Annotated in this window: 10 protein-coding genes; 2 read left to right on the forward strand and 8 right to left on the reverse strand. The window is 59.4% G+C overall.

All coding sequences use genetic code 11. The annotated features are described in order from the left end of the window. Positions 1-17 precede the first annotated feature (17 nt). The gene (locus IEV00_RS01560; RefSeq protein WP_188358582.1) at positions 18-947 is read left to right on the forward strand and encodes an alpha/beta fold hydrolase; all 930 of its coding nucleotides are present in this window, start codon (positions 18-20) and stop codon (positions 945-947) included. Further along, complete coding sequence (locus IEV00_RS01565; RefSeq protein ID WP_188358583.1) at positions 944-2,041, forward strand: glycosyltransferase family 4 protein; 1,098 nt, start codon at positions 944-946, stop codon at positions 2,039-2,041. Before IEV00_RS01560 ends, IEV00_RS01565 begins: the two co-directional genes overlap by 4 nt. Here IEV00_RS01565 and IEV00_RS01570 read toward each other — a convergent pair. The 8 genes from IEV00_RS01570 to carB form a co-directional block, all read right to left on the reverse strand. Next, the gene (locus tag IEV00_RS01570) at positions 2,038-4,095 is read right to left on the reverse strand and encodes a primosomal protein N' (protein ID WP_188358584.1); all 2,058 of its coding nucleotides are present in this window, start codon (positions 4,093-4,095) and stop codon (positions 2,038-2,040) included. The genes IEV00_RS01565 and IEV00_RS01570 overlap by 4 nt on opposite strands. Positions 4,096-4,105: 10 nt before the next feature. After that, positions 4,106-5,311: a methionine adenosyltransferase gene (metK, locus tag IEV00_RS01575; RefSeq protein ID WP_188358585.1), complete on the reverse strand. Its 1,206-nt coding sequence runs from the start codon at positions 5,309-5,311 to the stop codon at positions 4,106-4,108. 40 nt (positions 5,312-5,351) lie between these two features. Continuing rightward, on the reverse strand, positions 5,352-6,596 hold the full coding sequence (coaBC, locus tag IEV00_RS01580) for a bifunctional phosphopantothenoylcysteine decarboxylase/phosphopantothenate--cysteine ligase CoaBC (protein ID WP_188358586.1): 1,245 nt from the start codon (positions 6,594-6,596) through the stop codon (positions 5,352-5,354). Between the two features lie 21 nt (positions 6,597-6,617). Further along, complete coding sequence (rpoZ, locus tag IEV00_RS01585) at positions 6,618-7,013, reverse strand: DNA-directed RNA polymerase subunit omega (protein ID WP_188358587.1); 396 nt, start codon at positions 7,011-7,013, stop codon at positions 6,618-6,620. Positions 7,014-7,300: 287 nt separating this feature from the next. Further along, positions 7,301-7,867: a guanylate kinase gene (gene gmk, locus IEV00_RS01590; protein WP_188358588.1), complete on the reverse strand. Its 567-nt coding sequence runs from the start codon at positions 7,865-7,867 to the stop codon at positions 7,301-7,303. A 22-nt stretch (positions 7,868-7,889) separates the two neighbouring features. Beyond that, positions 7,890-8,204 (reverse strand): integration host factor, actinobacterial type, encoded by a 315-nt coding sequence (gene mihF, locus IEV00_RS01595; protein ID WP_188358589.1) that lies wholly within the window; start codon positions 8,202-8,204, stop codon positions 7,890-7,892. Positions 8,205-8,450: 246 nt separating this feature from the next. After that, positions 8,451-9,305, reverse strand: coding sequence for an orotidine-5'-phosphate decarboxylase (gene pyrF / locus IEV00_RS01600; RefSeq protein ID WP_188358590.1), 855 nt, complete (start codon positions 9,303-9,305; stop codon positions 8,451-8,453). Continuing rightward, positions 9,298-12,606, reverse strand: a complete 3,309-nt coding sequence (gene carB, locus IEV00_RS01605) for a carbamoyl-phosphate synthase large subunit (RefSeq protein WP_188358591.1) — start codon at positions 12,604-12,606, stop codon at positions 9,298-9,300. Before carB ends, pyrF begins: the two co-directional genes overlap by 8 nt. Positions 12,607-12,632: the final 26 nt, after the last annotated feature.

The raw sequence follows: 12,632 nt of genomic DNA on the forward strand, positions 1-12,632 counted from the left end.
TTCGGAAGGGGAAGTCAATGGACGGCGCGCTAGCCAGTCAGCAGCCAATTTTTGAGTCTGTGCCGCGGGAGTATTCCGGCGGTACCATGCGGGAGATAATGATTCAGGGAGCCCGCACCCGCTTTTGGGAATACGGTAACCCCCAGGGCTCTCCCCTGGTGCTCATCCACGGTTTCCGCGGTGACCACCACGGCCTCGAACTCATCGCCGCCGGCCTGGGTAGCTTTCGGGTGATTATCCCCGATCTTCCCGGTTTCGGAAGAAGCGAGCCGATTCCCGGTGCAGAGCACACGGTGAGCACCTATGCCTCCTGGCTGATTGACTTTGTCGGCGCGGTTGCGCCCCGGGAGCCCGTCCACCTGGTCGGCCACAGTTTTGGCTCCATTATCTGTTCCTACGCGCTCAACGCCCGCCCGGGTTTTGTGGCCGCACTCAGCCTCATTAACCCCATCTGCCAGCCCGCCCTCGAGGGCGACCAGCGCCTTGTCTCCGCCCTTGCGACCCTCTATTACGACGCCGGGGCGCGGCTGCCTGCCCCGCTCGGCTTCCGCCTGCTGCGCTCGGGTTTGGTCACCCGGCTATCCAGCGAGTTCATGATGAAAAATTCCGACCCCGAGCTGAGAAAATTTATTAACGGCCAGCATGATGCCTACTTTGGAGCCTTCTCGTCGAGGGAAACAGTGCTGCAAGCCTACCGGGCTTCTATCACTCACACCGCCGCCGAATTCTCGTCTGGTATCCGCGAACCCGTGCAGATGATCGTGGCGGAAAAAGATGACCTGGGCAGCCTAGAGCTTCAGCACCAAATGTTTGCCGGGCTCAAGAAGGGCAGGTTTGACCTGATTCCTGCGGTGGGCCACCTGATTCACTACGAGACTCCCCTGCGGGCCGCTACCCTCCTGACCGATTTTCATTCTGAGACTGTTAGTAAGGTTGAAACACCATGAAGCTCATCGTTGACGCCCGCTACACCCGCATCGGTTTCCACGACGGTATTAGCCGCTTCACGTCGTCCTTACTCACAGCGCTGAAAGAGCTCATGGAGACGGAGCACCCTGCCGCCGAGGGGCTGGACGTGGTCATGGCGATTTCTGACCCCCGCCAGCTCCACATGCTGCCGGAGCTACCCTACGTAAAAATCTGCTCCCCCACCGGGCCGCTGGAACCCTTTGCCAGCATTCAACTTAACCGCTTCCGCCCCGACGTCGTGTTCTCTCCCATGCAGACCATCGGTAGCCTGGGCAGAAAGTTTAAGCTGGTACTGACCCTGCACGATTTGATCTACTACGCCCACCCCACCCCGCCGAGTTTTCTGCCCAAGCCCGTGCAGTGGGGCTGGCGCATCTTCCATAAGAGCTTTCTGCCCCAAAGACTTCTGCTCAACCGCGCTGATGCCGTTGCAACCGTGTCGCAGACCACCGCGGGGCTGATTCGCCGCCACCGCCTCACCCGCCAGCCCCTCTTTGTGGTTCCCAACGCGCCCGTGAGCAACTCTCTTATTTCGCTGGAGGCAGCGCTGAAGTCTGCCCCATCCCGCACCAAGCAGCTGATTTATATGGGCTCTTTCATGCCCTATAAAAACGTGGAAAACCTCATCGGCGCCATGCGCCTACTCCCCGACTACACCCTGCATCTGCTCTCAAAAATTCAGCCGGCCCGTCGGGCGGAACTAGAGAAAATCGCCGGGGCCAACGTGGTCTTTGAGAACGGGGTTTCGGACGAGCGCTACGCTCAGTTGCTAGCGGAATCCGCCGCCCTGCTCACAGCCTCCCAGGATGAGGGCTACGGTCTGCCGGTGGTCGAGGCACAGGCGGCGGGCTGCCCCGCCGTCATCAGCAACATCGAGATTTTCCGGGAAATCGCCCCCCACGCCCTGCACTGCTCCCCCGATTCTGCCGAAGAGTTCGCGGCCGCGGTGCGCTCTCTCGAGGAACCCTATGTTCAGAAGCAGATCATAGCCGCCGGCCTTGAGGACGCCGCCGCCTTCAGCTGGCAAGACTCAGCGCTGAAGCTGCTGAACCTGCTCAAGAACCTCAGCTAGAGAATATCCAGGCCGTCACAGCGGATATTGACGCTCTCCAGCCTCAGCGCCGCACTCGATGCTCGGGTAGCCCGCAGCTGGGAGGTGACCTCGGCCGCTGAGGCATAGCTAAAGAAGAGCAGGGCCCGGCTGAGCTCTTGCTCGGCCTGCTCTCCAAAGGATTCAACCTCAATCGGCCCGCGAACCGTCACGCTCTCGGGTAGCTGGGCCAGCTCAAGAAAGGCCAGAACCGCCTGTTCGGTGCCGGTGATGGAGGCTGTGCGCACAGCGGGCGGTAGGGAGAGCTCCGCCCGCTCTTCCAGCTCCCACAGGGCAAAACGAGTGGGGTCCCAGCGAATCAGGGCTTCCAGCGCCATCGACTGGCCCGCGGTGATGACGACGGTGCCCCCGGCGGTGCGCGGGCGCACCAGCGCTGCCGCGTTCAGCCACTTTCTGAGGGCTGTTTCGGGTGCACGGAGGGAATCTCTTTGGATCATCGAGTCGGCGTCCAGCAGCAGGGCGGCCGCATAGCCGCCCTCGGCGACCGGTTCAGCCCCGGGGGTGGCAACTACCAGTGCGGGCTCGGGCCCCACGTCGGTCAAAATATGCTCACCGCTGGATGAAACCACCGGCACATTGGGAAAGGCCCTGCCCAGTTCTTCGGCGGTGCGCAGGGCACCGGCGGAGGTGGTGCGCCAGCGGTCAAAGCCGCATTCGGTACAGTGCCAGTCGTGCACCAACCGGCCACACCAACCGCAGGAGATCACGCCATTGGCCCCCTGCTGCCGCAGGGGTCCCCGACAGGTAGTACAGCGGGCGGGCATTCGGCAGCGGCTACAGGCAAAGGTGGGTACGTAACCGGCACGGGAGACCTGAACCAGCACCGGCCCGCGGGCCAGTGCCTTGCGAGCCTCGCTAAAGGCAAGGTGCGGTATTCGGGCTACAGCTGCCAGGGGGTCCCGGGCCAGCTGAAGGTCGTCACCGGTCGAAAGAACGTGGGGGGTATGCTCGCGTAGGAGCTGGCGGGGAGCCCCCAGATAGGTAGCCCAGCGGGTCTTGACCAGCCGAGCGGCCTCGCTGCTCATCGCGAAGCCAGCAAAGAGCGCCGCCGCCCCTGTCTGGCTGGCTCGAAGCAAAAGAACGTCCCTCACGTGGCAGTAGGGCGAACGCTGCTCAACCAGGTTGGAGTCGCCGTCGTCCCAGCACACCACCAGCCCAAGGTTCTCCACCGGCGCATAGGCGGCCGAGCGGGTGCCCACCACAATCCGAACCTCACCGTAGAGAGCGCGAAGGTAGCTGCGGTAGCGGTCGGCGGGTTTCTGGTGGCCGGTCAGGGTCGCATACGCTTCTGCACCCACCAGCCGATCCAGGGCTTTTTCCAACCGGGCTAGGTCTTTGTAGTCGGGCACCACGGCGATAGCAGAACGGCCCGTAGCTGCCGCAGCCACCAGAGAGCGGGCGAGAATGTCTTCCCAGCTAGACCGAGCAGAGCCGGGAAGAACGGTCATTACTGCCCGTGGTGCCTGCCCCGCTGTGAGCGCCTGCGCAAAGTTCATACCCCCCTCGTAGAATTCAAAGACGTTCAGGTCAACCGGCTCGAGCCGAGCAGGTGGCTGCGGTTGATAGTCGGCGGCAAGATAGGGCTTTTCCACGCTGGCAATCCGCGGAACAACAGCCAGCCGTAGCACATTGGAGAGCACACTGGCACACCGGGCAGCAAGCAGGTCGCCCAGTTCAAAGGTCTCCGGCGGCACCACGGGAATAGGTGAAACCACCTGTTCAAGAAACTTCAGGTTCCCCGCATAACCGCTGGTCTCGACACGGTTGCGCAGGTAGCCACTCATGCGTTGCCCACCGAACTTCACCCGAACACGGGTGCCGGGCTGGGCGAGCTCGTCGAGATCAGCAGGCACGAGGTAGTCGAAGAGACGGTCAAGGTGGGGCACATCGGATTCAAGAACCACCTGAGCCACCGGATACTGGGAGGCCACTTCGCGCCCGCCCAGAGTCTGCGGAGCTTTTAAGTCAGAAATCCCCTCAAACAGATCGGTTTGAGGGGATTCTTGAGCAGTCATAGTTTATCTATTATGCATTAACCGCTGCCCTGAGCGCATCTACGCGGTTGGTGCGTTCCCAGGTGAAGCCGGGTTCGTTGCGGCCGAAGTGGCCGTTGGCTGCGGTCTTGGCGTAGATAGGACGACGCAACTCAAGGTCACGAATAATGGCCAGCGGGCGCAGGTCAAAGACCTCACGGATAGCCTTCTCGATCTTGACCGGGTCTACCTTTTCGGTGCCGAAGGTCTCAACGTAGAGGCCAACGGGGGCCGCCTTGCCAATGGCGTAGGCAACCTGAACCTCTGCCCGGTCAGCCAGACCGGCTGCCACCACGTTCTTGGCAACCCAGCGCATAGCGTAGGCTGCCGACCGGTCAACCTTAGAAGGATCCTTACCGGAGAAAGCGCCGCCACCGTGGCGGGAGAAGCCGCCGTAGGTATCAACGATAATCTTGCGGCCGGTCAAACCGGCATCACCCACGGGGCCACCCTGAACAAACTGACCTGCGGGGTTGATAATAAACTTGGCCTCGGAAACATCAAGGTCAATATCAGCTAGCACCGGATTGATCACGTGTTCCAGAATGTCGGCTTCAAGCTGCTTGAGGTCGTAGCCACGGGCGTGCTGGGAAGAAACCACCACGGTATCCACGGTCACCGGCCGATCGCCGTCATAACCGAGGGTCACCTGGGTCTTGCCGTCGGGGCGTAGGTCGGGCAGGGTGCCGTTCTTGCGCACCTCGGTCAGACGCTCCGAGAGCCGGTGGGCCAGCCAGATAGGAGCCGGCATCAGCGACTCGGTCTCATTGGTGGCGTAGCCGAACATAATGCCCTGGTCGCCAGCACCCTGGGAGTCCAGGGCATCCTCAGAACCGGTGCGGGCCTCCAACGATGTGTATACACCATCGTGGATATCCTGCGACTGCTCACCGATAGAAACGGAGACGCCGCAGAACTCACCGTCAAAACCGTGGGTCGATGAGTTGTAGCCAATGTTCAAAATAGTTTGACGCACAATTGCCGGGATATCCACATATGCCTTGGTGGATACCTCACCGGCAACATGAACCTGGCCGGTGGTAACCATGGTTTCAACCGCAACGTTTGAGTCGGGGTCTCTCTCTAGCAGAGCATCCAAAATGGAGTCTGAAATCTGGTCGCAGATTTTATCGGGGTGTCCCTCAGTGACAGATTCACTGGTGAACAACCGCAGATGAGAAGTATTAGATGAAGTCACGTCTCTACTTTACAATCATTCGCTGTCGACAGACAGGCGATTACTTTTCGTCAAAATGTTTCGCTATATGTAGCAGGAGATCCCGCGACACCTGAGCTTTGCTACCGCTTGTTTCAAAAGGTTGCTCGCCGTCCAAGCTCAAAACGGTCAGCGCGTTTTCCTCAGCGCCAAAGCCCTGGCTGAGGCCCACCGTATTGACCGCCAGAAAATCACAGCCCTTCCGCTGCAGTTTCTGCTGGCCCAGCTCTAAGACCGTGTGCTCGGCAGACCCGGTTTCTGCCGCGAAACCGGCAATGAGGGTGGGGCCAAGCTCGGGGTTCTGCTGTCTGCGCACCACCGTCTCTTTGAGAATATCGGGGTTCCGCACCAGCCTAATTACCGGGGCGTCGTCGCTGTGCTCGGTCTTCTTGATTTTGTACTCGGCATAATCTGCGGGCTTGAAGTCGGCCACAGCGGCGGCCATCACCAGAAGGTCAGCCCCGGCTGAGTACTCAAGCACGGCATCGCGTAGCTCGTCGGCGGTTGAGATGCTTACGGTGGTCAGGTGGGCAGGAACCTCCACCTCGATGTGACCGTGAATCAGCAGGACATCGGCACCGAGTTGAAGCGCCTGGTCGGCTATTGCGATTCCCTGCTTGCCCGAGGAACGGTTACCCAAAAAACGAACAGGGTCCAGCGGCTCCCGAGTTCCGCCGGCGGTCACCACCACGCGGCGTCCTGCAAGGGGCTTGGGGTCAGAGGCACCCTGGGAGGCAGACTCTAGCCCCAGGTAAGCCATAGCCTCTTCAAAAATGTCTTCGGGCTCAGGAAGTCGGCCTGCACCCGAGTCCGGGCCGGTCAAACGACCTACCGCCGGTTCAATCACGTGGTAGCCAAAGTCGCGCAGGGTCGCCACGTTCCGCACCGTCGCCGGATGCTCCCACATCTGCGTGTGCATAGCGGGGGCAAGAATAACCGGCGCGTGGGTGGTCAGCACGGTAGCAGACAGAAGATCATCGGCCCTACCCTGGGCCAATCGCGCCATGAGGTCGGCAGTTGCCGGAGCAATTACCACGGCATCGGCTTCTTCAGCCTGACGCACGTGGTTAACCTGGGGTACCCGCTCAAACACCGAGCTCGACACGGGGTTGCCACTGAGAGCCTCAAAGGTGGGCTTACCCACAAACTCCAGGGCCGCTTCGGTAGGCATAGCCACGACATCGTGACCAGCCTTGGAGAAAAGACGAAGGAGCACCGTTGCCTTGTAGGCAGCGATACCCCCTCCGATTCCAACAACAATACGCATTGCTAGATTCTCTAAGTTTGTTTACTCGTTGTTTTCAGCGTCTGCATCGACGAATTCAACCACGGGCTCTTCACCGAACTCTTCAGCGTAGAAGTCACCGGTCAAGAAAGCAGATGCCTCTTCCTCGTGGATGAGGTCGCCGTTTTCGTCGAACTTACCGTCTTTAATATGGTGAGCCTCAATCAGGCCTTCGTTGATTTCACGCATGGCCACAGAGAGGGACTTCTCGTTGGGCTCAGACTCAACCAGAGGGCCAACATGCTCAAAGAGGTTGTCATGCAGCTGTGAGTAGTAAGCGTTGATCTGGCGGGCACGACGAGCACCGAAAATCACCAGACCGTACTTAGACTCGGCCTTACCAATCAGTGAGTCTGCACTGGGGTTGATGATTCCTTCTTCATTGTGTGCGTTAGCCACGAATACTCCAATATGTTGATCACTTACAATCGGTTCTGAAGCGCTCTTCAGCGATTGCACAAGACAAGGTTAGATTATATCGAACCGCGAGGGATTCGCATATGAAAAGTCTGGTGGTCTTGACCATATCACAAGACCACCAGACTTTAGGTTCAGAGACTCTAGACCTATTTCAAAAGGTGGGTTAGCCAGCCCGAGCGCGCGGGTCAACCTCCCTTAAACCCCAGCCCCGATGCCAGTTGACCCGACGCGCTCGGGCTGCCTTGTGGGACCTCTTGAATAAGCCTCTATTTAAGACCCATGATCTCAATGATTTCCTGGGCCGCCCGCTCCACCGAGTCGTTGACCACGGTGTGGTCGAACTCGGGTTCCGCAGCAAGTTCAATCTTGGCTGTATCCAAGCGCTGCTCCTGCTGGGCCTTGGTTTCGGTACCACGATCGGTCAGGCGGCGTACCAGCTCTTCCCAGCTCGGGGGCGCCAGGAAGATAAAGGTCGAATCGGGCATGCTGTTACGAATCTGACGAGCGCCTTGCAGGTCGATTTCCAGCAAGACGTTCTTGCCCGACTTCAGGGCGTTTTCAACGTGCAAGCGCATGGTGCCGTAGCGGTAGGAGTTATGAACCTTAGCCCACTCCAGCATCTGGCGGTTGTTCACCATGGAGTCGAACTCTTCGTCAGAGACAAAGTAGTAGTGCACGCCCTCTTCTTCGCCGGGGCGGGGATCACGGGTAGTAGCGGAGACTGAGAACCACACCTGCGGGTAGTTTTCGCGAATGTACTGGGAGACGGTTCCCTTGCCCACAGCGGTGGGCCCAGCCAGCACGGTCAGAGTAGGCTTATGGTTCTCAGTCATGGTTTCTACCTTTGTTCGCTGTCTATCGTTGCAGGTACTCAACCAGAGCGCGCCGCTGGTGAATTCCCAGCCCTCTGAGGCGGCGGGACGGCGCGATGTTAAGTTCTTTAAGGATAGCCTCTGCGCGTACTTCTCCGATACTGGGAAGAGCCATCAGCAAATCCGTTACCTTTAGTCTACTCACAGCCTCGTCTGTTTCTGAACGTTTCAACACGTCAGCGATGCTTGTTTCGCGGTTTTTAATAGCCTCTTTAACCTCGGCACGAACGGTACGTGCCTGCTTGGCCTTCTCGCGCGCAGCGGCGCGTTCTTCTTCGGTCAGGGGGCGCAGTGCCATAACAAATTCCTCTTTAATATGCGAAAAATGATTACTTAAATAATGCGAATTAATGTTTGAGGAGCTTACTTAATAAACGTATTTAGAAAGCAGTGCCTACACCCTGATCAGGTGCAGGCACTTGCTCCAGGCAGTATCTAAAACTACCAGCTCTAATGGCAAAATACATAAATTACCGATGAGTAAAGGAAGTATTTCCCCTAACCACAGAGCCTAATATACATTCTTCAGGCAGTTTGTAGCCTTTTATTTATTCCGCGCCGAAACTAAGTCAGCATTTGCCGCCTCGATTTTCTCTACCAAAGCTTGAGCTGTCGGCCCGGCCTGCAAAATTCCCCGGCTAGAATTGACCACTACCTGGTCTTCTACCCCGGCAAAAACTGCATAGAGATCTTTGGCACTGGCCCCCTGAGCACCGTAGCCCGGTGCCAGAATAGGGCCGTTGAAGGTCGAAAGGTCTATCTGAAGCTCCTTCAGTGCCCTGCCGACGGTAGCCCCCACTACCAGACCGCAGGGCCCCATGTTCAGAAAGTCCCGGGCATTGTTCTCTGCCACGGCAGAGGCAATAATCTGAGCAGCAACAGAACGTTCTCCGCCGACATGCTGCACGGTTTTACCCTCGGGATTAGAGGTCAGCGCTAGAACAAAGGTTCCCCTCTGCTGTTCATGGGCCAGATCTAGGGCCGGGCGCAGGGACTCAAAACCCAGGTAGGGGCTCAGCGTTACCGAATCACTGGCCAGGGGTGACTTCTCCCCCAGCCAGGCATCGGCATAGGCCTGCATAGTTGAACCAATATCGCCGCGCTTGGCATCGGCTACCACCAGCAGCGACCGAGAGCGGGCCTCAGCCAGCAGCGACTCCAGCACCGCCAGGCCAACAGAGCCGTGGCGCTCAAAAAGTGCAACCTGCGGCTTCAGGAGGGCGACCCGCCCCGCCGCCGCCTCAAGCACAGTTGCACAGAAAGACTCCAGCCCAGCGGCGTCGTCCTCAAGTCCCCACTGCTCCAGCAGGCCGGGATGGGGATCAACTCCCACACACAAGGGGCCGTACTGCCCCATTGCCAGTGCCAGCTGATCCCCGAAACCGAGAGCCTTAGTCATGGGAACCCCGCTCAGCCTGCGCTGCTTCTAGGGACCGGCTGTGCTCCTGCAGGCTCAGGATGTCCCAGGTGAACTCGCGCAGGGCGTTGATCGCCTGCACTGCCGCGCCGAACTCGGAAACGGTGGTCATAATCGGGCAGCCGACCGAGGTGGCTGCCGCGCGGATCTCGTAGCCGTCGCCGCGGGCCTGACCACCCGAGGGGGTGTTAAAGATCAGGTTGATTTCTCCGTCTGCCACCATATCGACGATGGAGCGCTGCCCCTCAGCGGTCTCGGCAATCTTGGATACAACGGTGGACTTGACGCCGTTGCGCTTGAGCACATCGGCGGTGCCGCCGGTCGAGACAATCTCGAAGCCGTACTGCTGAAGCATCTTCACGTAGATGATGGAGTTGCGCTTGTCGCGGTTAGACACCGAAACGAAGGCCTTACCCGAGGTGGGGAGCTTAACCCCGGCAGCGGTTTCAGCCTTGGCGAAGGCGGTATCGAAGTGCTTGTCAAGGCCCATGACCTCACCGGTTGAGCGCATCTCGGGGCCCAGCAGGGAGTCCACCACCACACCGGCGGGAGTGCGGAAGCGGCTGAAGGGAAGCACGGCCTCCTTGACAGCAATGGGAGTCTCATCGGGCAGGCTGGCGCCGTCCATATTCTTGGGCAGAACACCGTCGGCCTTGAGCTCGGCGATGGTCTTGCCGGTTCCAATCAGCGCCGCTGCCTTGGCCAGCTGAACGCCGGTTGCCTTGGAGACAAAGGGAACCGTACGGGAAGCTCGCGGATTAGCCTCAATCACGTAGAGAATCTCAGAGGCCACCGCAAACTGGATGTTGATCAGACCGGCTACACCCACGCCCTCAGCGATCTTGCGGGTTGCCTCCTTCACCCGGGAGATAATGTCGGGGCTCAGGGTAACCGGGGGCAGGGTGCAGGCGGAGTCACCGGAGTGAATACCGGCCTCTTCGATGTGCTCCATGACGCCGCCCAGGTAGAGTTCCTGCCCGTCATAGAGGGCATCGACGTCAATCTCCACAGCATCTTCAAGGAACTTGTCAATCAGAGCCGGCTGAGACGGTGAGACCTCGGTGGCGTTCTCCAGGTAACGGGCCAGGTTTGCCTCGTCATAGACGATTTCCATGCCGCGGCCGCCCAGCACGTAGGAGGGGCGCACCAGCACGGGGTAGCCGATTTCATCGGCAATCTTCTTGGCGCTCTCGAAGGTAAAGGCGGTGCCGTTCTTGGGCGAAACCAGGCCGGCTTCTTCCAGCACGCGGGAGAACTCGCCGCGGTCTTCTGCCAGATCAATAGCCTCGGGGGTGGTACCCAGAATCGGAATACCGGCGTCCTTGAGTTCCTTAGCCAGCTTCAGTGGGGTCTGGCCGCCCAGCTGCACGAAGACGCCGAGCAGGCCGCCGGTGCGTCGCTCCGACTCCACGATTTCCAGCACGTCTTCCAAGGTCAGCGGTTCAAAGTAGAGGCGGGTGGAGATGTCGTAGTCGGTCGAGACAGTCTCGGGGTTGCAGTTGACCATGACCGTCTCATAGCCTGCCTCACGCAGAACCATCGAGGCGTGCACACAGGAGTAGTCGAACTCAATACCCTGACCAATACGGTTGGGGCCCGAACCCAGAATCATGATGGAGGGCTTCTCGTGGGGCTGCACCTCATCTTCCTGGTCGTAGGAAGAATAGTGGTAGGGAGTAAATGCCTCAAACTCCGCAGCACAGGTGTCCACGGTCTTGAAGACCGGGCGAATACCTAGAGCGTGGCGGATACCGCGCACAACTTCCTCGCGGTAGCCCACGATTTCGGCAATCTGGGCGTCGGAGAAGCCGTGGCGCTTAGCCAGGGTCAGGGTCTGCTCATCCAGGTTCTTGTGGTCTGCGACCTCTGCCGCTACCTCGTTGAGCAGCACCAGCTGGTCGAGGAACCAGGGGTCAATCTTGGTCGCCTCAAAAACCTGCTCAACGCTGGCACCGGCAAAGAGTGCCCGCTGAACCTGGTGAATCCGCTCGGTAGTGGGAGTCTTGATAGCCTCCAGCAGCTCCTCCACCGATTCGTCGTCCTTCACCGGGGCAAAGGAGAAAGCTGAGCCCTTCTGTTCCAGCGACCGCATGGCCTTCTGCAGGGCCTCGGTGAAGTTGCGGCCCAGAGCCATGGCCTCGCCCACTGACTTCATGGTGGTGGTTAGGGTGGGGTCAGCCGCCGGGAACTTCTCAAAGGCAAAGCGGGGAACCTTAACCACCACGTAGTCAAGGGTCGGCTCGAAGGAAGCGGGGGTCTTCTGGGTGATGTCGTTGGGGATTTCGTCCAGGGTGTAGCCCAGCGAAAGCTTGGTGGCAATCTTAGCAATCGGGAAGCCGGTTGCCTTAGAAGCCAGGGCCGAAGAGCGAGACACGCGGGGGTTCATCTCGATAACGATCACGCGGCCGGTGGCCGGGTCGATAGCGAACTGGATGTTGCAGCCGCCGGTATCAACGCCTACCTCGCGGATAACGTTGATGGCGATGTCGCGCAGCTTCTGGAACTCGCGGTCGGTCAGGGTCAGCGCCGGGGCCACGGTGATGGAGTCGCCGGTGTGAACACCCACCGGGTCGAAGTTCTCGATGGAACAGACAACCACCACGTTGTCGTTCTTATCGCGCATCATCTCCAGCTCGTATTCCTTCCAGCCCAGAATGGACTCTTCCAGAAGTACCTCGCTGGTGGGGCTGTACTGAATACCGGCACCGGCAATGCGGTAAAGATCTTCTTCGTTGTAGGCCATACCCGATCCAAGACCACCCATGGTGAAGGAGGGGCGAACCACCATCGGGTAGCCCAGCTTCTCGGCGGCGGCCAGAGCCTCTTCCATGGAGTGGACAATCTCAGAGCGGGCTGACTCGCCGCCGGCGCGCTCCACCACACCCTTGAAGGCCTCGCGGTCTTCACCGAGGTTAATGGCCTCGATGTTGGCGCCAATCAGCTCTACCCCGTACTTTTCGAGGGTGCCCGCCTCATCCAGGGCAATGGCGGCGTTCAGCGCGGTCTGCCCGCCAAGGGTCGGCAAAATAGCATCGGGCTCTTCCTTGGCAATCACCCGCTCCAATACCTCGGGGGTAATGGGTTCAATGTAGGTTGCATCGGCAAACTCGGGGTCGGTCATAATGGTTGCCGGGTTGGAGTTCACCAGAATAACGCGCACACCTTCTTCTTTAAGAACGCGCAGCGCCTGGGTACCCGAGTAGTCAAACTCCGCTGCCTGCCCAATCACAATGGGGCCAGAACCAATAACCAGAACGGAGTTGAGATCTTTTCTGCGTGGCATAGTCTTTATCTTTCCTTGAACTCGTA

This window comes from Rothia aerolata (assembly GCF_014635585.1).
GTDB lineage: Bacteria > Actinomycetota > Actinomycetes > Actinomycetales > Micrococcaceae > Rothia > Rothia aerolata.